Origin of the sequence: Gemmobacter denitrificans (assembly GCF_036964905.1) — a bacterium.
Classification (GTDB): Bacteria; Pseudomonadota; Alphaproteobacteria; order Rhodobacterales; family Rhodobacteraceae; genus Gemmobacter; species Gemmobacter denitrificans.
On record NZ_JBALHR010000004.1, the window covers coordinates 246,014 to 266,701 of the forward strand.

The 20,688-nt window shown below is 63.3% G+C and carries 16 protein-coding genes; 5 read left to right on the plus strand and 11 right to left on the minus strand.

Going from position 1 to position 20,688, the window contains the following annotated elements; all coding sequences use genetic code 11:
- Positions 1 to 32 precede the first annotated feature (32 nt).
- From V6590_RS09295 to V6590_RS09315, 5 genes are all read left to right on the plus strand, one after another.
- Positions 33 to 422 (plus strand): ACT domain-containing protein, encoded by a 390-nt coding sequence (locus V6590_RS09295; protein WP_335422200.1) that lies wholly within the window; start codon positions 33 to 35, stop codon positions 420 to 422.
- Positions 415 to 1,020, plus strand: a complete 606-nt coding sequence (locus tag V6590_RS09300) for a LysE/ArgO family amino acid transporter (protein WP_335422202.1) — start codon at positions 415 to 417, stop codon at positions 1,018 to 1,020. Before V6590_RS09295 ends, V6590_RS09300 begins: the two co-directional genes overlap by 8 nt.
- Before the next feature lie 58 nt (positions 1,021 to 1,078).
- A complete protein-coding gene (locus V6590_RS09305) occupies positions 1,079 to 1,981 on the plus strand; it encodes a DMT family transporter (RefSeq protein ID WP_335422204.1) in 903 nt (300 codons plus the stop codon).
- Between the two features lie 172 nt (positions 1,982 to 2,153).
- Positions 2,154 to 3,458 carry a UDP-glucose dehydrogenase family protein gene (locus V6590_RS09310; RefSeq protein ID WP_335422206.1) on the plus strand — a complete coding sequence of 435 codons (1,305 nt, stop codon included), beginning with the start codon at positions 2,154 to 2,156 and terminating at the stop codon, positions 3,456 to 3,458.
- A gap of 259 nt (positions 3,459 to 3,717) precedes the next feature.
- Positions 3,718 to 6,669: a calcium-binding protein gene (locus V6590_RS09315; protein WP_335422208.1), complete on the plus strand. Its 2,952-nt coding sequence runs from the start codon at positions 3,718 to 3,720 to the stop codon at positions 6,667 to 6,669.
- Positions 6,670 to 6,684: 15 nt separating this feature from the next.
- Here the strand turns inward: V6590_RS09315 and V6590_RS09320 are convergent, their stop codons facing one another.
- The 11 genes from V6590_RS09320 to V6590_RS09370 form a co-directional block, all read right to left on the minus strand.
- Positions 6,685 to 8,658: a M10 family metallopeptidase gene (locus tag V6590_RS09320; protein WP_335422210.1), complete on the minus strand. Its 1,974-nt coding sequence runs from the start codon at positions 8,656 to 8,658 to the stop codon at positions 6,685 to 6,687.
- Between the two features lie 112 nt (positions 8,659 to 8,770).
- Positions 8,771 to 11,959, minus strand: coding sequence for an efflux RND transporter permease subunit (locus V6590_RS09325; protein WP_335422211.1), 3,189 nt, complete (start codon positions 11,957 to 11,959; stop codon positions 8,771 to 8,773).
- Positions 11,956 to 12,900 (minus strand): efflux RND transporter periplasmic adaptor subunit, encoded by a 945-nt coding sequence (locus tag V6590_RS09330; protein WP_335422213.1) that lies wholly within the window; start codon positions 12,898 to 12,900, stop codon positions 11,956 to 11,958. Before V6590_RS09330 ends, V6590_RS09325 begins: the two co-directional genes overlap by 4 nt.
- A gap of 63 nt (positions 12,901 to 12,963) precedes the next feature.
- Positions 12,964 to 13,746 (minus strand): hormone-sensitive lipase, encoded by a 783-nt coding sequence (locus V6590_RS09335; RefSeq protein WP_335422216.1) that lies wholly within the window; start codon positions 13,744 to 13,746, stop codon positions 12,964 to 12,966.
- 96 nt (positions 13,747 to 13,842) lie between these two features.
- Positions 13,843 to 14,307, minus strand: a complete 465-nt coding sequence (locus V6590_RS09340; protein WP_335422218.1) for an RrF2 family transcriptional regulator — start codon at positions 14,305 to 14,307, stop codon at positions 13,843 to 13,845.
- Between the two features lie 49 nt (positions 14,308 to 14,356).
- A complete protein-coding gene (phoB, locus tag V6590_RS09345) occupies positions 14,357 to 15,049 on the minus strand; it encodes a phosphate regulon transcriptional regulator PhoB (RefSeq protein WP_335422220.1) in 693 nt (230 codons plus the stop codon).
- A 4-nt stretch (positions 15,050 to 15,053) separates the two neighbouring features.
- Positions 15,054 to 15,767, minus strand: coding sequence for a phosphate signaling complex protein PhoU (gene phoU, locus V6590_RS09350; protein WP_335422515.1), 714 nt, complete (start codon positions 15,765 to 15,767; stop codon positions 15,054 to 15,056).
- Positions 15,768 to 15,782: 15 nt separating this feature from the next.
- Positions 15,783 to 16,571 (minus strand): phosphate ABC transporter ATP-binding protein PstB, encoded by a 789-nt coding sequence (gene pstB, locus V6590_RS09355; protein WP_434063246.1) that lies wholly within the window; start codon positions 16,569 to 16,571, stop codon positions 15,783 to 15,785.
- Between the two features lie 19 nt (positions 16,572 to 16,590).
- Positions 16,591 to 17,943 (minus strand): phosphate ABC transporter permease PstA, encoded by a 1,353-nt coding sequence (pstA, locus tag V6590_RS09360; RefSeq protein ID WP_335422224.1) that lies wholly within the window; start codon positions 17,941 to 17,943, stop codon positions 16,591 to 16,593.
- Positions 17,940 to 19,400 carry a phosphate ABC transporter permease subunit PstC gene (gene pstC, locus V6590_RS09365; RefSeq protein ID WP_335422226.1) on the minus strand — a complete coding sequence of 487 codons (1,461 nt, stop codon included), beginning with the start codon at positions 19,398 to 19,400 and terminating at the stop codon, positions 17,940 to 17,942. Before pstC ends, pstA begins: the two co-directional genes overlap by 4 nt.
- Positions 19,401 to 19,482: 82 nt before the next feature.
- Positions 19,483 to 20,523, minus strand: coding sequence for a substrate-binding domain-containing protein (locus V6590_RS09370; RefSeq protein ID WP_335422228.1), 1,041 nt, complete (start codon positions 20,521 to 20,523; stop codon positions 19,483 to 19,485).
- Positions 20,524 to 20,688: the final 165 nt, after the last annotated feature.

Below are 20,688 nucleotides of genomic sequence, written 5' to 3' on the forward strand. Positions count from 1 at the left end.
CCAAAGCCGGGGATCAAGGATCGGGGGATGCGATGTCTGGGGAAACGGATCTGCAGAAACTGCTGGCAGGGATGCAACCGGCCCTGTGCGGGCGCGATTGGGGCTATGCGCTGGCCGCTGCCCCGCCTGCGGGGGTGACCGCCTTTGCCACAGTGGCCGAAGAGGAAGGGCTGACGCTCATCGCGCCGATGGCGCAGCTTCTGGCGGCAGGGCTTGCGCCACAGGGGCCGATGGCGCGGATCACCCTGACCATTCACAGTGCGTTGCAGGCCGTGGGCCTGACCGCTGCCGTATCGGGCGCGCTGGCGCAGGCCGGGATCAGCGCCAACATGATCGCGGGCTTTCACCACGATCACATCTTTCTGCCTGCGGAGGATGCGGATCGGGCGATGGCCGTCTTGCAGGGGCTGTCAGATGCTTGAAGCGGCAATTGCGGGCTATCTGGTATCGTTGAGCCTGATCGTGGCCATCGGGGCGCAGAATGCCTTTGTCCTGCGACAGGGGCTGCGGCGCGAACATGTGTTGCCGGTCGTGGCGATCTGTGCCGGGTCGGATGCGGTGCTGATGATGGCGGGGGTCATGGGTTTTGGCCGCATCGCCGAGGCAGCGCCATGGTTCGGGCAGGCGATGCGCTGGTTGGGTGTGGCCTTTCTGCTGGCCTATGGCGCTCTGCGCTTTCGGGCGGCGGCCAAAGGGGGCGAGGCGCTGGTGCCTGCCGCCAGTGACCCGGTGCCGCTGCGCCGGGTGGTTGCGATGTGCCTGTTGTTCACCTGGGCCAATCCGCATGTCTATCTGGATACGCTGGTGCTGGTCGGCTCCATTTCGGCACAATACGCGCCCCATGGCCTGATTTTCGGTGTGGCGGCAGCGGCGGCGTCGCTGAGTTTCTTCACCGCTTTGGGGTTCGGCGCGCGGCTGCTGGCCCCGGTCTTTGCGCGCCCCCGTGCCTGGGTCGTGCTGGAAATCGCGATCGGCAGCCTGATGTGGGCCATTGCGGCGGGGCTGGCGTTCGGGGGCTGATTGTTCGGGTCACAAAGCAGCGCTTGCGCCCGCCCGGGCCATGGGCTTGGGTGATCCCATGATGGACGCGCGCGAGATGCGCCCCCTTGAGGGCGTTTTGTGGATGCTGGGCTCTGGCCTGAGCTTTGTCGGGGTAACGGGGCTGGTGCGCTGGCTGGGCACCGATCTGCCCACGGCGCAAAGCGCCTTTCTGCGCTTTGCCTTTGGCGTGATGTTCCTGTTGCCGACAATGGCCCCCATGCTGCGTGCAGGCTTTGCCCCCGGCGCGCTGCGGCTGTTTGCGTTGCGCGGCGTGGTGCATACGGCGGCCGTGCTGTGCTGGTTCTATGCCATGGCCCGCCTGCCGGTGGCCGAGGTGACGGCCATCGGCTATCTGAACCCTGTGCTGGTCACGCTGGGGGCTGCGCTGTTCTTTGGCGAACATCTGGCGCTGCGGCGCATCCTGGCGGTGGGTGTGGCGATCCTGGGGGCGCTTGTCATCCTGCGGCCCGGTCTGCGCGAGGTGACAGACGGCCATCTGGCGCAGGTGGGGGCCGCGTTCTTCTTTGCCGGATCCTATCTGTTTGCGAAACGGCTGAGCGGTCTGGCCAGTGCAGGGGCAATTGTCGCGATGATGAGCCTGAGCGTGACCTTGGGCCTGACACCGCTGGCGCTGATGGTGTGGCAGCCGGTATCGCTGTCGCAACTGGCGGCGCTGGCCGGGGTGGCGGCCTGCGCCACATCGGGCCATTACTGCATGACCCGCGCCTTCGCGGTTGCTCCGCTGACGGTGACCCAGCCGGTGACCTTCCTGCAACTTGTCTGGGCCACATTGCTGGGCGCCCTGGTCTTTGGCGAAGGGATTGATGCCTTCGTGCTGCTGGGCGGCGGGGTCATCATTGCTGCAATCAGCTATATCACCTGGCGCGAAGCAGTGTTGAAGCGTCAGGCCACGCCTGCGGTTCTGGCGACCAAGCTCTGACGGAATTTGCCGACGCAATCCGCCAGACTGTCGCGGAGCGCGCAACAATGCCATTCTTTCGCCCGGATTGCCGCCTAGACGGCTGTTGCAGGCCCGCTTTGGCCTGTTAAGGATGCAAAGGGGCGCAACCGATGCGCCCACAGGACCGCAGGCGGCAAAACGGGCAGAGACGATGAAGATTGCAATGATTGGGACCGGGTATGTCGGGTTGGTCTCCGGCGTGTGTTTTTCGGATTTCGGCCACGAGGTCGTCTGCGTTGATAAAGACCCGGCAAAGATCGAAAAGCTGCTGCGCGGCGAAGTGCCGATCTATGAACCCGGGCTGGAACAGTTGATGGCCAAGAACGTGGCCGCTGGGCGTCTGTCTTTCACGCTGGACCTGGCGGCGGCTGTGGCGGGGGCGGATGCCGTTTTCATCGCGGTGGGCACCCCCACCCGGCGCGGCGATGGGCATGCCGATCTGCGCTATGTCATGGCAGCGGCCGAGGAAATCGGCGCAGCACTGACCGGCTATACGGTTGTCGTGACCAAATCCACCGTGCCGGTGGGCACCAATCGCAAGGTGGCCGAGGCCGTGGCCCGCACAGCGGGCGATACGCCGTTCGACGTGGCCTCCAACCCCGAATTCCTGCGCGAAGGGGCGGCGATCGATGATTTCATGCGCCCTGACCGTGTGGTGGTCGGCGTTGAAAACGACCGCGCCCGCAAGACCATGGCCGACATCTATCGCCCGCTCTCACTGCGCGAATTTCCGGTGGTCTATACCAATCTCGAATCCGCCGAGATGATCAAATATGCCGCCAATGCCTTTCTGGCGACCAAGATCACCTTCATCAATGAAATCGCCCGCCTGTGCGAAAAGGTCGGGGCCGATGTGAAGGCGGTCAGCAAGGGCATCGGCATGGATGGCCGGATCGGATCGAAATTCCTGCATGCAGGCCCCGGCTATGGTGGTAGCTGTTTCCCCAAGGATACCAAGGCATTGGCCCGGATCGGGCAGGACCATGCCGTGCCGATGCAGATCACCGAAACCGTGATCCGGGTGAATGACGAGATCAAGCACCGCATGATCGAAAAGATCGAGGATTTGTGCGATGGCGCGCTGCGCGACAAGGTCATCACCATTCTTGGCGTGACATTCAAACCCAATACCGATGACATGCGCGACGCGCCGTCGCTGACCATCATTCCGGCTCTGGTCGGGGCTGGAGCGAAGGTGCGGGTGGTCGATCCCCAGGGCCGCCATGAAGGCGAGGCGCTGTTGCCCGGCGTCAAATGGGTGGAGAGCGCCTATGGCGCGGCTCAGGGGGCTGATCTGCTTGTGCTGTTGACGGAATGGAACGAATTCCGCGCGCTGGATCTGGGCAAGCTGGCCAAGAAGATGGCCCATCCGCGGCTTGCCGATCTGCGAAATGTCTATGATCGGGACGAGGTTCTGGCCGCAGGGTTTGAAACCTATGTCGGGGTCGGGCGCTGACCCTTTGGCGTTACACAGGCTACGGGGGCGGGGGATTGTTTCCACCAGCCCCTTTTCTTTACGCCCTGTCAAACAGGATTTGACACAGATTCTGCCCAAAGACCGCAATCTTGCCACCAGTCTGCACGGGCAAGCCCTGCTGCGTTAAGCCGGTGAAAAGAAACTGGCCGCTACACTGACCACGGGTGATACGGGGTGGTGAGGGTGCGAGGTGTTCAGCTTCGAGTTGCGGGGCGTATTCCGGTCTGCGGCATCACAGATGCTTGCCGGGGTAACGGATATTGCGTTGCGTGTCGTGGACGGCGTTGTTCAGGTCTTCACGACGACGCGTGCCGGGGGCGGGATTCTGGCGCTCCGGCTGGATCAGACGGATGACGGGCTGACCCTGATCGACCAGCAGGGGCTGGCCGCAAGCAATGTTCTGTCGGCACCGGGCCGTCTGGCCGTGCTGGACAACGGTGTTCTGGCATCCTTCGGGGGGTGGGCGTCGCGCCCGATCGGCTATGCGCTGGATGATCGCGGGATGATCGGGGCAGAGCGGGGTTTTGCCAATGGTCCCTCTGGCGTGGTGGTGGCGCAGGCCTTCAGCGGTGGAACGGTGGTTCTGGCCATGAAGGACAGCGCCTTTGTCGAGGTCTGGCAGATCGCCGACAATGGCAGCATGAGCAGGCGCAGCGTCACCCAGCTGACCGATCCTGCAACGCTGGGTGTGACCATCGCCGATCTGCAGATCGTGACCATCGGCAGCCGCAGCTTTGTGCTGTCACTGTCCACGGCGGCCGAAACGGTCACGGTGGCAGAACTGTCAAGTGACGGGCGGTTGTCCGTGATCTCGCAGGTCGGGGCGCCGGCGGGATTGGGCATTTCTGCCCCCAGTGCCCTTGAGGTCGTGCAGACCGGCGGAAACACCTGGGTCTTTCTGGCCGGTGGTGGATCGTCGTCAATTTCGGTGCTGCTGCTGGGCAGCAATGGCCGCATTCGTCTGACCGATCATATTGTCGATACACTGGATACCCGGTTCCAATCGGTGCAGGCCATGGCCACGGTGGTGGTGGGGGATCGCGTATTCGTGTTTGCCGGGGGGAATGATGAAGGTCTGTCGGCCTTCATGCTCTTGCCCGATGGCAAGCTGGTTTCTGTGGCCCAGCAATTGCTGACAGACCGCATGCCGCTGGACAATATTTCCGCGATCGAGGCGGTGCTGGTGAATGGCCGGATCGAAGTGATCATCGGCACCGAAGGCAGCGGTGTGCTGCGGCTGTCCCTTGACCCGGGTACTCTGGCCCGGCAGCAGGTCGGGCGTCAGGACAATGACCGCTTGATCGGGGGGGGCAACAACGACCTGCTGGCCGGGGGCGCTGGCAATGACACGCTGCAGGGTGGGGCAGGCGACGACATACTGGTGGATGGAACCGGACGCGATGAAATGACCGGTGGTTCCGGTGCCGATCTGTTCGTTCTGCTGGCGGATGGCGAGGCCGACACGATCCGCGATTTCACCCCCGGGCAGGATCGGCTCGATCTGTCGAACTGGGGGCGGGTCTATTCCATCGAAGTGGTGGAGTCGCTGGAACGCCCCGACATGCTGATCCTGCGCTGGAACGACGAAATCGTGTATATCTATTCCTCCAGCGGGCGGCCCTTGCCGTCGGAGACCTTTACCTCCTCCGATCTGTTCGGCCTGTGGCATGTGGTGGCGCCGCCGGTCAATCCGGGGCTGCGACTGCTGGGCACGACCGGCAATGATACGCTGGAGGGCGGCGCAGGCGCGGATACCTTCGTCGGTGGCAGCGGTGGGCGCGATGTGATCCGCGGCGGGGGCGGCTTTGATCTGGTGGACTATGGCGCGGTTCAGGCCCCTGTGCTGGCCGATCTGAACACGCAGGCGGCAACAGCCGGATCCATTGTGCAGGACCGGCTGGAAGGCATCGAAGGGCTGGCGGGCGGACGGCTTGACGATACGTTGCGCGGCGATGGGGGCGGGAACCGGCTGCTCGGGCGGGGCGGGCTGGATGTTCTGATCGGCCGCAAGGGCGCCGATACGCTGGATGGTGGCGAAGCGAATGACACGCTGGATGGCGGTTCAGGGGCCGATCTGATGATTGGCGGCCAGGGGATCGACACCGTGACCTGGGCCGAGGCGAGAAGTGCAGTGCGGATCGATCTTGCATCCGGGTCTTTTCGGGGGGCCGCAAAGGGAGACCGGCTGGACGGTGTGGAAGTGTTGGTCGGATCGCGCTTCGGGGATCGGATCGCGGGCACGGATCGGGCGGATGTGTTTGTCGGCGGTAGCGGCAATGATCGGCTGGAAGGTCGCTCAGGCAATGATTCCCTGTCCGGAGGGGCTGGCAGCGATACGCTGATCGGCGGGCTTGGGGATGATACGTTGAACGGTGGCAGCGGGCTGAAGGACTGGGTCTGGTACGACGGCCTGCCGGCGGTCTCGATCACTTTGGGAACAAAGGCCGTGCAGACAACCGGTGGTGCCGGGCGCGACATCATCACCGGGATTGAGAATGCGCGGGGCGGCGATGGCAATGATCGGCTTTCGGGCAACAAGCGGGCCAATATCCTGCAGGGCGGTGCAGGTGACGATACGCTGGCAGGACAGCGCGGCAATGATACGCTGCGGGGCGGCCAGGGCAATGACCGGCTTGCGGGCGGGACGGGCTATGATGTTGCCGATTACCGCGATGCGCGCGCCAATTTGCAGATTGATCTGGCCAAACAGGGCGGGCAGCAAACGGGCCATGGCAGGGATACGCTGATCGGCATTGAGGCGCTGCTGGGTGGCAGCGGCAATGACAGATTGCTCGGCAATGCCGGCAACAACCGTCTGAGCGGGAATTCAGGTGCTGATCAATTGTTTGGCCGCAATGGCAATGACACGCTGAGCGGTGGTTCTGCCCGTGACCGGCTGGTTGGCGGGGTGGGCGATGATGTGCTGACGGGGGGCTCCGGGGGGGATGTCTTTGTGTTCGGGTCCGGCCGCGATACCATTCGGGATGCCAGCCGGGCCGAGGGCGACCGTGTCCATCTTGACCTGTCGGATCTTGGGCTCGGGTCCAATACCACCGTTTCCAGCGTGATCACACGCTTTGCCCGCGATACTGGGGCTGATGTTGTACTGGATTTCGGCAACCAGGGCCGGCTCCTGCTTGAGGATGTGCCGAACCTGGATGCCTTGCGCGCCATGCTGGTGCTGATCTGACCGGCAGGCCTTGGGTCAGTAGCTGAACAGGTTGTCCGCCAGACCGGCAAGGCTGCTGATGCCCTCCAGTGTCAGGCTGTTGCCCTGGCCAAAGGTGAAGACGACCGCATCGCCGACCACTTCGGCGGCCTCAAGGATACGCTCGCCACTGCGGCGCCCGCCGCCCCAAAGCGCATCATCAAAGCCGATCTGGTCCTGACCTGCGGCAAAATCGGTAATGCGATCGGCACCAGCATTGAAGCGGAACGTATCGGCCCCGGCCCCACCAGCCAGCACATCATCGCCGCGCCCGCCTGCCAGCGTGTCATTGCCCGCGCGGCCATCCAGGTCATTTGCACGATTGCTGCCGGTGATACGGTCGCCAAACCGTGATCCGATCACGTCCTCGATCCCGGTCAGCGTGTCGCGCCCCTGCCGAGTGTCCTGCGCGGTGGTGCGGTTCAGATCGACACGGATCGCGTTGCGCGCCTCGGCATAGGACACGGCATCGCGACCGGTGCCGCCGATCATGCGGTCATTGCCCACCCCCCCGATCAGGGTATCGGCCCCGCCACCCCCGATCAGCCGGTCATTGCCAGCCTTGCCGACCAACTGGTTGCCCACATTGTTGCCGGTGATCCGGTCTGCGCCACTGCCGCCGATGGCGTCTTCGATCACCGTGCCCCGGGCGATGGCCATATTGAGCTTGAAGCCGCCGACCGAGGACAGTTCGCCCGCCGTCAAGGAAATAGTCTGCCGCGCCCGAACGGTAGACATGTCCACCGTATCATGACCGCCGGTATCAAACAGGGTGAAGGCCATGTTGCTGTCCTGCCAGATCCGAGCAGCCGCGGCATCCCCATCGAACATGGCCCCGAACAGATCGCCCAGATAGCCGGTGACATTGCTGTTGGCACCATAGACCGTATCGCCGGTGCGCGTTTGCACGTTGCTTCCGTAAAGATTCTGGATCGCGATGATATCGGCGGGCATCAGGGTCGAGACATAACCATAATCGGCGTCGAAATTCGGGTTCGTGTCCTGATCGAAGTAGGACATGATCGTATTCAGCACGCTGTCATTGGCGTAATGCGCATCACGGCTGAACACGGCGCTGCCGTTGTAATTGCCCGCATGGCCAAGGCCCAGGGCATGGCCGATTTCATGGATATAGGTTTCGAACCAGTAGGAATTCAGCGAAAACGGTTCCGAATTGAATTCGGTGCCGATATTGATCGCTGAACTCAGGATCGTGTTCCCGTCGAGTTCGGATGTTGCATAGGCTCCGTCCAGTTCTTCGGAATTGGTGAAGGTGATCTGGGGCGGCGTCATCGCACCTTCGGCCACGCCCATCACATATGCCCCGAAATCATCCTGATAGGCGGCGGCGCGCACATAATAGGTGCCGGTTGTGGTGGCGGTGAAGGTCAGCAGGCTGTTGAGCCCACCCTGAAAATCATCATTCTCCGCCACCAGCCTGCCTTGCGCATCGTAAAGGAACAGGCGCGGGTCTTCCAAAGCCTCGAAGCTGTCGCCTTCACCGGCCAGTGCGACCGTATAGGTCTTGCCCGCCTCAAGCCGGACAGCAACCCAATCCGTATCTGTGTCGCTGGTCAATTCACCATGATAGGCTTGGCCCACCGTCATCCGCGCGGCCGTGGTCGTGCCTTCGCCCGCATCCCCGATTTCGAAAACATCGGTCAGATCGGGTTCGACGAATTCTTCGAAGATGATGCCGGTCACATCAGTCCAGGCTTCCAGTGCCGCCCGCGCGAGATAGCGTTCATCGGCCCCCAGATCGCCGAAATCCACTGTCAGTGTGCCACCCGGGGCCACGTCAAAGCTGCGGTTCGGGGCTTCTTCGTTGAAGGTCCAGTAGCCTTCGGTCAGCTGATCCGCGATCTGATCCAGCGTGAAACTGGACAATTTGGCATTGGGTGCATTCCCCAGATGAAGGTCAGAGCCTGCCGCAAGGTCGGTCGGGTTCAGGGCGGAGCAAAGCGTGCACATGCGAAGGGCCTATCCGTGTTGTCCAGATCTGCCTTTGGTGTAACCTGCGGGACCGGCGCTGGCCAAGCCTCTATGCCCCGGTCCGACGGAAATCCGCCTAAAGATGGTTCCATCAGGTCTTGAACACCCGATAGATGGCCGGGATCACCAGCACCGTCAGCAGGGTTGAACTGAGCAGCCCGAACAACAGCGAAATGGCAAGGCCCTGGAAGATCGGGTCGGCCAGGATCACCACCGCGCCGATCATGGCGGCGATGGCGGTCAGCAGGATCGGCTTGAAACGGATCGCGCCCGCCTCGATCAGCAGCTCCACCGGGCCAAGGCCGGGTGGCGCATGGCGGATGAAGTCCACCAGCAGGATCGAATTGCGCACGATGATCCCGGCCAGCGCGATGAACCCGATCATCGAGGTCGCGCTGAACGGCGCATCAAAGATCAGATGCCCGGCCATGATCCCCAGAAAGGTCAGCGGGATCGGTGTCAGGATCACCAGCGGCAGCCGGAACGATCCGAACTGCGCCACAACAAGGATGTAGATGCCCAACAGCGCCACCGCAAAGGCCGCGCCCATGTCGCGGAAGGTCACCCAGGTCACCTCCCATTCGCCATCCCACAGCAGGGTGATGCCGGCCTCATCCTCGGGCTGGCCATTCAGGCTGATGACAGGGCGGGTGCCTTCGGGCCACTCCATCCCTTCCAGCACCTTGGCCACTGCGATCATGCCGTAAAGCGGGGCTTCGAAATCCCCCGCCAGTTCGGCGGTGACCATCTCGGCCGCGCGGCCATTGTGGCGGAAGATCGGGAAGCTTGCGGTTTCCTCGGTCACGCGGATCACATCGCCGAGTTCCACCACGCCCCGCGCACCCGGCAGGGTATTGGCCGGGATCGGGGTGGACAGCGCGGTTTCATCCAGCACGCGATCCGCCTTGGCCCGGTCGATCACGATGGGCAGGGCCTGGCGCCCTTCGCCGCGATGCGAATAGCCGACCGTCTGCCCCGCATTCAGCAGGGCGATCGTGTCGAACACATCCTGTTCCTGCACGGCGAAGAATTCCAGATCGTCGGTGGAAATCGTGGCACGCAGGCGGCGTGGCGGGGTGCCGAAACTGTCGTCAACATCGACGATGAAGGGCACCTGTTCAAAGGCCTCGCGGATTTGCGCGGCGGCCGCGCGCCGGGCTTCTGGCGTGGGGCCGTAAACCTCGGCAAGCAAGGTCGCCATGACCGGCGGGCCGGGTGGGGGTTCTACCGTTTTCAGCACCGTGCCGGGTGGCACCTTCAGGTCCGCCAGACGTTCGCGGATCTCCAGCGCGATGTCGTGGCTGGCGCGGTCGCGGTCATGTTTGGGGGCCAGCATGATCTGCACTTCGCCCAGTTCCGGCGCATTGCGCAGATAGGCGTGGCGCACCAGCCCGTTGAAGTTGAAGGGCGCTGCCGTCCCGGCATGGGTTTCAACCGACACCACTTCGGGCAGGGCCATCACCACCTGCGCCACATCCTGTGCCACGCGGTCGGTCGCCTCATGGCTGCTGCCCTCCGGCAGGTCGATGGTGACCGAGAGTTCCGACTTGTTGTCAAAGGGCAGCAGCTTCACCGTGACATGCTGGGTGTAAAGCAACCCCAGCGACCCGAAGGACAGCGCCGCCGTCACAAGCAGGAAGGTCAGGCTGCGGGCTTTGGTGGCCAGCAGCGGCCGCGCCACTGTTGCAAAAGCCGCACCCAGACGCCCACCTGCCGGGCCATGGCTGTCATGCGCATGGGCCGGGGCCTTGCCTGCGATCTTGACCATCAGCCAGGGCGTGATGATGACGGCGACGAAGAACGAAAAGATCATCGCCGCCGAAGCATTGGACGGGATGGGCGACATGTAGGGGCCCATCAGCCCGCTGACAAACAGCATCGGCAAAAGCGCCGCCACAACGGTCAGCGTGGCCACAATGGTGGGGTTGCCCACTTCGGCCACGGCATCAATGGCGGCCTGCGGGCGTGCCCGGCCATCGCCCATGCCCCAATGGCGCGCGATGTTTTCGATCACCACAATGGCGTCATCGACAAGGATGCCGATGGAAAAGATCAGCGCGAACAGGCTGACCCGGTTCAGCGTATAGCCCATGACCCAGGCGGCAAACAGCGTCAGCAGGATGGTGACCGGGATCACGATGGCCACGACAAGGCTTTCGCGCCAGCCGATGGCGATCAGCACCAGCCCGATGATCGAGACAGTCGCAAGGCCCAGATGAAACAGCAGTTCATTGGCCTTTTCATTGGCGGTTTCGCCATAATCGCGGGTGATGGTGACCGCCACATCTTCGGGGATCAGGCGGCCTTCCAGCGTGTGAACCCGGTGCAACACCGCCTCGGCCACCACCACGGCATTGGCCCCGGCGCGTTTGGCCACGGCCAGCGTGACCGCAGGCGCGCGCTGCACCGCGCCGGTTGCGTCGCGCGACAGATGCGACACCAGCGCATCCGCAGTGTTTTCCACATAGGCCACGTCTGCCACATCGGCCACATAGACCGGGCGGCCATCGCGGGTGGTCAGCAGAAGGTTCGCCACTTCGGACGGCGCAGTCAGCGTTTCCCCCGCCACCAGATCGATTTCCTGACCCTGATCCAGCAGCTTGCCGGTGTTCATCGCCCGGTTGGCCTGCTGCACCTTCTGCGCCAGTTGCTGCAGCGTCACCCCATAGAGCGCCAGCCGCGCCGGATCGGGGGCAATGCGGATCGCCTCAGAGGCTTCGCCGACCAGATAGGTCAGGCCGACATCTTCGGTCTTGGCGATTTCCGACCGCAATTCGCGGGCGATGCGGGTCAGATCGGCGGGGCCAATGCTGGCCCCGGGCCTGGGCGACAAGGTCAGCGAGACAATCGCCACATCGTCGATCCCCCGGCCCACGATCAGCGGTTCGGGAATGCCGACCGGCATCCGGTCCATATTGGCGCGCAGCTTTTCATGCACCCGCAGGATGGCCGCATCCGCAGGGGTGCCGGTCAGAAACCGCGCGGTCACCATCGCGCCATCGTCGCGCGTCTGCGAATAGACGTGATCGACGGCGTTGATCCCCTTCACGATGGTTTCCAGCGGTTCGGTGACCAGCTTCACGGCATCTTCCGCGCGCAAGCCTTGGGCGGTGACCAGAATGTCGATCATCGGCACCGAAATCTGCGGTTCTTCCTCGCGCGGGAGCGAGACCAGCGCCACGAGGCCCACTGCAAGCGCTGCCAGAATGAACAGTGGCGTCAGGGCCGATCCGATGAAGGCGCGCGTCAGGCCGCCCGCAATACCAAGTTTCGGGGTCATTGCTGTGCCCCGATCTCATCGCCCACCTGCAGGCCGGACAGGATTTCCACCATCTCGACCCCGTTCACCAGATGCCGCTGGCCGGGCACCACAACCCGTTCCCCGTCGGAAAGTTGCAGGTAATCCAGACCCATACGCGACAGGACAGCGGCCGATGGCACAAGCAGGGCCTGCCGCTGCCCCACTGGCAGTTTGACCACGACGCGCGCATCGACAAAGGCATCTGACAGGCCCGGCAGATCGACATCGGCCAGAACACGACCATTTTCGATCAGCGGATAGATGCGGGCCAGCGTTCCATTGGCTGGCCCGGCGGGGGTTTCCACCTCCAGCGCGGCACCTTGCTGCAGCAGGCTGGCATGCCGTTCCGGCACGGCCAGCCGCAGGAAGAACCCGCCGCCGCCGATGGTCACCACCGCCTCGCCCGGCAGGATCACCGCACCCACCGCCTGTGGCACCTGCAGCACCCGGCCCGCCACCGGCGCGATGATGCGCCCCTCGGCCTCTTGCTGTTCCAGCACCCGGGCCTGTGCCTGTTGTGCCGCGATCTGACCGGTCAACACATCGACCTGCGTGCGCAGGGCATCCAGCCGCTGCACCGTGCTGACCCCGCGCTTCAACAGGTCTTCGCCGCGTTGCAATTCGGTCCGGGCATTGGCCAACTGCGCCTGCAAGGCCTCGATCTGCGCTTGCACGGCGGCGATCTGGAAGGTCAGCTTGTCATCGACGATCCGGCCCAGTTCCTGCCCGGCCGCGACCCGGTCGCCCTCGACCAGGTTCAGCGCGACCAGCGTGCCACCGATGCGGGCGCGGGCGGGCAGGCGATCCTTCGCCTCTACCCGTCCATAAACCGGTTTCCAGTCGGTTACGGTCTGAAACGCCACAGGTTCTGCCGCCAATGGCGAGGTAAACAGGCATGTCAGCAGAAGGGCGCGCAGCATGGGAACCTCGGGATGATTATATTCAGCATTGTGAATATAATCATCCCGCGTGAATTGCAAGCCTTAGAACCCGTTCAGACAAGCCGCGATCAAGGGGGATGCCGGATCGGCCAAGGCGTCGATCACATCGAAATGATGGCGCCCCGGATCGACCGTCCAGCCGCAATTCCAGGCTTCTGACAACAACCGGGCCTGCCAGAGGAAGGACGGGCGTTCCTGTCCGCCCACCCAGACATGCGCCTGCACCCCGGCCCGCAGTGACAGCAGTGCCGGGCTTTCCGCCGCCACCTCGGCCGCATCCAGCTTCAGGCGGGTATTCATTTCGGTCTGCATCAAGGGGGCCAGATCGGACAGCGGCGAGATCGGCACAACGCGGTGCAGGTGGGGCAGGGCCTGATCGGCGCAGCCCATCCGCGCCGACAGATGCCCGCCTGCCGAATGGCCGGTGATGACTACGGGCAGGCCGGGCAGCCGGACAGAGGCCACCTCGACCGCGCGGGCGATTTCCTGCGTCATGGTGGCAATGCGCGCCTCGGGCGCAAGGGTATAGGATGGCATCGCCACCGCCCATCCCCGCGCCAGCGCCCCGGCGGCCAGATGCGACCATGTCTCACGCCCGAAGGCCAGCCAATAGCCGCCATGGACAAAGACCAGCAACCCGCGGGCTGTACCTTCGGGCAAGAACAGGTCCAGCGCCTGCCGTGCACCCGGCCCGTAGGCGATACCGGTTTCGGCCCGGGCACCAAGGCCATCGCGAAAGGCCGCTGCCGCTGTGGCCCATCTCGGCGGATACTGGTCTGCCCCGGGAATGAAAGCCCCATTGGCATAAGCCCTGTCCATATCCATATCGCTTCCCCCCAAACTGTCGCGGCATCCTTTCTGCCGGGCGGAACACGGTCAAGCCCACATATGCCGATGATCCGGTCTGTGCGGGCGGCAAAGCTATCGCGCGGCGGTCGCGCCTTGCAGCACCGAGGCCTGAACCGCCGCGCTGCGCAGCATGTCGGCCAATGTCAGGCTGTCGATCAGCACCAGATAGCTGTAGAAGATTTCCGCAAAGACACGGCGGATGCGGCAGCTTTCCTCATCGGCGCAATCTTCGCAGCGCTGATAGCTGTGGCGGCTCAGGCATTGCAGCGGGGCAATCGGCCCGTCGATCAGGCGCAACAGTTCCGAAATCGACACCTGCGCCGGGTCTTTCACCAGCACATACCCCCCAGATCGCCCCCGAATCGATGCGATGACGCCAGCATTGCGGATATCCAGCAGGATATGTTCAAGAAAGCGTTTGGGCACATTGGCCCGTTGCGCGACCTCTTCGATCCGCAACGCGCTGCCCGCCCCGGCCTTTTCATCGGCCAGCACCAGAAGTGCCTTCAAGGCGTATTTCATCCGTTGCGTGATCATGCGGCATGCTAACCACGCAACGGTCGGTTTTCAATCGGGTTTCCCGGTCTCAGCCCAAGGCATAGCCCGCACCGCGCACGGTGCGCAGCGGGTCTTCCCCTCCGAACTGGCACAGAGACTTGCGCAGGCGCCCGATATGCACATCGACCGTGCGGGTATCGACATAGATGTCGCGGCCCCAGACACGATCAAGCAGCGCTTCGCGGCTCCAGACCCGGCCCGGCTTTTCCATGAAGGTGGACAGCAGGCGGAATTCGGTCGGGCCCAGTTTCAGGATATTGTTCGACCGATACACGCGATGGGTTTCGGGATCGAGACGGATATCCGCAAATTCCAGCACCACGCCCGCGGTCGAGGGGCGCACCCGACGCAGTTGCGCCCTGGCACGGGCCATCAGTTCCAGCACCGAATAGGGCTTGATGACATAGTCATCCGCCCCGGTTTCAAGACCGCGCACCCGATCCACCTCTTCGGCCCGGGCCGAAAGCAGGATGATCGGAATACCGCGCGTCTCGGGCCGCATCTTCAGGCGGCGGCACACTTCGATGCCCGACAGTTTCGGCATCATCCAATCCAGAATAATGATGTCGGGAGGCGATTCCTCGACCAGCATCAACGCTTCCTCGCCGTCGCCAGCCTGAGCAACCTCGAAGCCTTCGGCATCGAGGTTGTAGGCCAGAACTTCGCGTTGCGCCGGCTCGTCTTCGACCAGAAGAACGGTAGGTCTGTCCTGCGCGGCCATCAAGTCACTCCGCCGCGCCGAACTGGGACGGGTTGGCCCCTTTCGGGCGCTCTTCCTCGGGCAGCCTGCCCGTGACCAGATAGATCACCTGTTCGGCGATCCCGGTCGCATGGTCGCCCACGCGCTCGATGTTCTTGGCGATGAAATGCAAATGCATGCTGGCGCTGATGTTGCGCGCGTCTTCCATCATATGCGTCAGGAATTCGCGAAACAGCCCGTCATACATCTGATCGACCTCGCGGTCGCGGCGACGCACATCATCGGCCATCGCGGCGTCACGGGCGATATAGGCGTCCAGCGCATCCTTCAGCAGGCCAACGACCGATTTGGTCATGCGGCGCACGCTGCCAGTGGCACCGGGCACGACGGGCATGTCGGCCAGAACGGTGCTGCGCTTGGCCATGTTCTTGGCATAATCGCCGCAGCGTTCCAGATTGGCGGCAATACGCATCACGCTCAGCACGGTGCGCAGGTCGCTGGCGGTGGGGCCACGCAGGGCGATCAGACGGGCGCATTCAGTCTGGATCTGCTCTTCCAGCGAGTCAATGGCCTTGTCGCCTTCGCGAACCCGGGCGGCCAGTTCGGCGTCCCGGGTATCCAGCGCCTGAGCCGCATCCAGCATCGCCGCCTCGACCAGACCGCCCATCTTCATGACCATGGCCTGCACGGCTTCCAGATCGTGATCAAAGGCAGAACGGATATGGGGATCGGTGTTCATCATCGCACGTACTCCTCAGCCGATCCGGCCGGTGATGTAGGACTCGGTCCGCGGGTCCTTGGGATTGGTGAAGATCTGGCCGGTTTCGCCGTATTCCACCAGATGCCCCATATGGAAGAAGGCGGTGCGCTGGCTGACCCGCGCGGCCTGCTGCATCGAGTGCGTCACGATCACCACCGAGAAATGGGCCCGCAACTCGTCGATCAGCTCTTCGACCTGCGCCGTGGCGATGGGGTCAAGGGCCGAACAGGGTTCGTCCATCAGCAGGACTTCGGGGCTGGTGGCAACCGCGCGGGCAATACACAGGCGCTGCTGCTGACCACCCGACAGGCCAGTGCCGGGCGCATTCAGCCGGTCCTTCACCTCGTTCCAGAGCGCGGCCTTCCGCAGGCTGGTCTCGACGATCTCGTCCATTTCCGCCTTGTTGCGGGTCAGGCCGTGGATCTTGGGGCCGTAGGCCACATTGTCATAGATCGACTTGGGGAAGGGGTTCGGCTTCTGGAACACCATGCCGACCCGGGCGCGCAGTGTCACCGGATCGACGCGCTTGTCATAGATATCCTCGCCATCCAGCTTGATCTCGCCCACCACGCGCGCCACCGAAACGGTGTCGTTCATGCGGTTGAGGCAACGCAGGAAGGTGGATTTGCCGCAGCCCGAGGGGCCGATGAAGGCCGTCACGGTATTGGCCAGGATATCGGCATCGACATCCTTCAATGCGTGGTTTTCGTCATAATAAACCTGGACGCCACGGGCGGTCATTTTCGCGGTCTCGGTGGACACGGTTCTCTCCACAATTCGCATATCGTTCATTTGGCTCACCTTACCAGCGACGTTCGAAGCGGCGGCGCAGCAGGATGGCGGCCGCGTTCATGATGACAAGGAACACAAGCAGCACGATGATCGCACCGGACGAGCGTTCAAGGAAGGCCGGATCGGCACGCGAGGCCCAGGAATAGACCTGCACGGGCAGGGCGGTTGCCGGGTCCATCACGCCCCCGTCAAACGGGCCTGCGGGGTAGTTGGTCACGAAGGCCACCATGCCCACCAGCAGCAGCGGCGCGGTTTCGCCAAGCGCCGATGCCAGACCAAGGATGGTGCCGGTCAGGATGCCTGGTGCGGCCAGCGGCAGCACATGGTGGAACACCGTCTGCATCTTCGACGCACCGATGCCAAGCGCCGCATCGCGGATCGACGGCGGAACAGCGCGGATCGCGGAACGGGTGGCGATGATGATGGTCGGCAGCGTCATCAGCGAGATCACCAGTGCCCCGACAAGCGCCGAAGATTGCGGCAGACCGCCAAAGTTGATGAAGATCGCCAGACCCAGAATACCGAACACGATCGACGGCACGGCGGCAAGGTTGGAGATATTCACCTCGATCAGGTCGGTGATGCGGTTCTTGGGGGCGAATTCCTCAAGATAGATCGAGGCTGCCACACCGACAGGCAGGGTGAAGATCAGCACCAGCGCCATCAGATACAGCGATCCGATGATTGCCACGCCCAGGCCGGCAGCTTCTGGCCGGGTATCAGACGCGTCAGGGTTGGTCAGGAACCCCATGTTGAAGCCGGTGGACAGGATACCGGCATCACGCAGGCGGTCGGCCAGATCAAGCTGTGCCGGGGTCACGTTGGAATCGCGCTCGGCGGTTTCACGGGTGACGCGGCCCTTGATATAGCCGTCGATCCGGCCGTTGGTGTAGATCTTCACATCAATGGTCTGGCCGACCAGCGACGTATCGGCCAGGACCTGATCGCGCAGCTGGGCCGGGCCGTCCTTCGACAGCATGTTCGTGATGTCCTTTTCGGACATCCCGGCGGTGTCGATGCCGCGGGCCTGAATTTCAGCCAGCAGGCCTGCCGCCAGCAGCTTGCCATAGCCCACCGTGGTGACCTTGGCCATGTCGTCGCGGTTGCGGGTGCCCTTCTTGTCCACAACAGTTTCGGTGATTTCCACCGGGAAGGCGACCGTCGTCTGACGGAAGGCCGACACGCCATCGCGGAAGATGGTGAAGAGCATGATTGCCAGCGTCAGCAGGGCCACGACAACAGCAAGGATGCCATAGGTGCGGAAACGGGTCTCGGCGGAGTTGCGGCGCTTCATCAGGCTGCTTTGCTCGTAAAGCGAGCCATGCATCTGCCGCGCGGGGCCGGGCGTTGCGGTATCGGTCATTCGTATTGCTCCCGGTACTTGCGCACAATGAAGAGCGCGAGAACGTTCAGGCCGAGGGTGATGAGGAACAGCGTGATGCCAAGTGCGAAGGCCACCAGCGTTTCGGGCGAGTTGAACTCGGTGTCACCGGTCAGCTGACCCACGATCTTCACCGTCATGGTGGTCATCGCTTCGAACGGGTTGAGCGACAGTTTCGCAACTGCACCCGCGCCCATGGTCACGATCATGGTTTCCCCGATCGCGCGGCTGGCCGCCATCAGCACCGCACCCATGATGCCGGGCAGGGCGGCAGGCAGAACCACCTGACGGATGGTTTCCGATTTGGTGGCCCCCAGACCCAGCGACCCGTCGCGCATGGATTGCGGGACCGAATTGATGATGTCATCGGTCAACGACGAGATGAAGGGGATGTTCAGGATACCGATCACGATCCCGGCGGTCATCACTGAAGACCCGGAGTCGCCCAGGCCGGTCGGTTGGGCGAAATAGTCGCGCAGCAGCGGGCCGACCGTCACCAGCGCGAACAGGCCGAACACCACGGTGGGGATGCCTGCGATCACCTCGATCAGCGGCTTGATGACATTGCGCACCTTCTTGGGCGCATATTCGGCAGTGTAGATCGCGGCGAACAGACCCAGCGGCACGGCCACCAGCATCGACACCACGGTGATGTACAGCGTCCCCCACAGCAGTGGCAGGAAGCCCAGCTCCGACCCGCCCCGGAATTGCGGGTTCCAGACGGTGCCAAAGTAGAATTCGGTGATCGGATACATGCCGAAGAAGCGGATCGATTCCGACAGCATCGACAGCACGATGCCGACCGTGGTCAGAATGGCGATCCCGGCCGCAGCAATGAACAGCCACAGCACGAAGCGTTCGGTCACGTTGCGGGCACGGAACTCGCGGTTGGTGCGCATCAGCGCGACCGACAGGCCCGCCAGCGCGGCCAGAATGACCACGATGCTCATCGCGAAGGCACCGGATTTCTGCATGTTCTTGTAGGCCTTGGCAGCCTCGAACACTTCGGGCTTCACCTCAGACCCAAGGGCTACGCCCACCGAAGCCAGACGGCCCCGGATATCGGACAGATCGGCGCGCATATCGACGATCTGCTGGTCGGACAACTGCCCGGCGGCCTGCAGGGCATCAAGGCCCCCGGCAATCCGGCGCACATCGGCCATGACCAGCTGCGCTGTGGTCGCATCGGGGGCGATCTGGGTGCCCAGCATGCCGACGACGCGGCTTTCGATCAGCGGGGCCTGAACCAGCAGCCACAGCGTCATCAATGCGAAAGCGGGCACGGCCGTGAACAGAAAGACCGCCTGGCCGTAATAGCCCGGCAGTGAATGAAGCTCGCGGGGGTTGCCCCCGGCGCTTTGCAGCGCACGCATGCGCCCGATGAAAAATCCTGCCAGCCCTAGGCCAAGCACGATCAGGGACAGAAGGCCGACGCTCATGGAATGTCCGATTGCTTTGGGAATACAACAGCGGCGAAAAGACGAAAGGGGCGCCCGAAGGCGCCCCCCGGATCGTGTCAGATCACTTCAGCGGACCCATCGGGGTCTTGTTGGCGATCATTTCCTGGGTCTTGGCCAGTTCCGGGTCCGACACCAGACCATAGGCAGCCAGCGGGCCATCGGGGCCAGCGATGTCATCCGACATGAAGAATTCAACATATTCCTGCAGGCCGGGGATCACACCCAGGTGGGCGTTCTTGACGTAGAAGTACAGCGGGCGCGACACCGGGTAGTCGCCCGACGAGATGGTTTCGACCGAAGGCACAACGCCGTTCATGGTGGCGACGCGCAGCTTGTCGGTGTTGTTCTGGTAGAACGACAGGCCGAACACGCCGATGGCGTTCTTGGCAGCGTCGATGCGGGCCAGGGTCTCGGTGTAGTCGCCGTCGATGTCAACCGACAGACCGTCGGTGCGCAGCGCCATGCAGGCTTCCTCGGCCTTGTCTTCGTCGCCGCCATTGGCAGCCTTGAAGGCTTCATAAGCGCCCGAGTCTTCGCAGCCCTGCACGATCACTTTTTCGTCGAACACTTCGCGGGTGCCGTGCTTGGTGCCCGGGATGAAGGCCAGGATGTCCTGTGCCGGCAGAGCAGCGTCAACGTCAGCCCAGGTCTTGTTCGGGTTGGCGACGATCTGGCCGTCCTTCACGATGTCCTTGGCCAGAGCGTTGAACCAATGGGTCGGCGTATAGGCAAATTCCGGGCCAGCCACGTCAGAGGCGAAAACGATCCCGTCATAGCCGATGCGGACTTCCATGATCTCGGTCACGCCGTTCTGGGCGCAGAGGTCGATGTCCGACTGCTTGATGCGCGACGAGGAGTTCGCGATGTCGATGGTGTTTTCGCCCACACCTTCGCACAGTTTCTTGCGGCCGGCGCCCGAACCGCCACCTTCCACGACCGGGGTCGGGAAATCGGTGTTTTCGCCGAAGGCTTCGGCAACGATCTGCGCATAGGGCAGAACGGTCGAGGAACCAGCGATCTGGACGTTGTCGCGGGCATAGGCCACGCCGGTCGAGAGCGCTGCGACCGCGAGGGTCGAAGTCGTGAGCGAGAGCAGTTTCATCGGAGGCTCCTTGGGTTTTGCCACTACAGGCTGCTTGTCGTCAGGGTGGCGGTGGGCCGCCCTTGTTGCTTCGACTAGCGGGCATTTGTGAACCCTATGCCGAAGTTTTGTGACAGTTCTGTAAAGCGACCCATGTGATAGGCACCGAATCTGTGGAAAAGATTA

What these genes read in the sequence shown, in the direction of transcription:
- V6590_RS09295 (WP_335422200.1), top strand. Translation starts at nt 33, where the DNA reads ATGTCTGGGGAAACGGATCTGCAGAAACTGCTGGCAGGGATGCAACCG.
- V6590_RS09300 (WP_335422202.1), top strand. Translation starts at nt 415, where the DNA reads ATGCTTGAAGCGGCAATTGCGGGCTATCTGGTATCGTTGAGCCTGATC.
- V6590_RS09305 (WP_335422204.1), top strand. Translation starts at nt 1,079, where the DNA reads ATGATGGACGCGCGCGAGATGCGCCCCCTTGAGGGCGTTTTGTGGATG.
- V6590_RS09310 (WP_335422206.1), top strand. Translation starts at nt 2,154, where the DNA reads ATGAAGATTGCAATGATTGGGACCGGGTATGTCGGGTTGGTCTCCGGC.
- V6590_RS09315 (WP_335422208.1), top strand. Translation starts at nt 3,718, where the DNA reads ATGCTTGCCGGGGTAACGGATATTGCGTTGCGTGTCGTGGACGGCGTT.
- V6590_RS09320 (WP_335422210.1), bottom strand. Translation starts at nt 8,658, where the DNA reads ATGTGCACGCTTTGCTCCGCCCTGAACCCGACCGACCTTGCGGCAGGC.
- V6590_RS09325 (WP_335422211.1), bottom strand. Translation starts at nt 11,959, where the DNA reads ATGACCCCGAAACTTGGTATTGCGGGCGGCCTGACGCGCGCCTTCATC.
- V6590_RS09330 (WP_335422213.1), bottom strand. Translation starts at nt 12,900, where the DNA reads ATGCTGCGCGCCCTTCTGCTGACATGCCTGTTTACCTCGCCATTGGCG.
- V6590_RS09335 (WP_335422216.1), bottom strand. Translation starts at nt 13,746, where the DNA reads ATGGATATGGACAGGGCTTATGCCAATGGGGCTTTCATTCCCGGGGCA.
- V6590_RS09340 (WP_335422218.1), bottom strand. Translation starts at nt 14,307, where the DNA reads ATGATCACGCAACGGATGAAATACGCCTTGAAGGCACTTCTGGTGCTG.
- phoB (WP_335422220.1), bottom strand. Translation starts at nt 15,049, where the DNA reads ATGGCCGCGCAGGACAGACCTACCGTTCTTCTGGTCGAAGACGAGCCG.
- phoU (WP_335422515.1), bottom strand. Translation starts at nt 15,767, where the DNA reads ATGAACACCGATCCCCATATCCGTTCTGCCTTTGATCACGATCTGGAA.
- pstB (WP_434063246.1), bottom strand. Translation starts at nt 16,571, where the DNA reads ATGCGAATTGTGGAGAGAACCGTGTCCACCGAGACCGCGAAAATGACC.
- pstA (WP_335422224.1), bottom strand. Translation starts at nt 17,943, where the DNA reads ATGACCGATACCGCAACGCCCGGCCCCGCGCGGCAGATGCATGGCTCG.
- pstC (WP_335422226.1), bottom strand. Translation starts at nt 19,400, where the DNA reads ATGAGCGTCGGCCTTCTGTCCCTGATCGTGCTTGGCCTAGGGCTGGCA.
- V6590_RS09370 (WP_335422228.1), bottom strand. Translation starts at nt 20,523, where the DNA reads ATGAAACTGCTCTCGCTCACGACTTCGACCCTCGCGGTCGCAGCGCTC.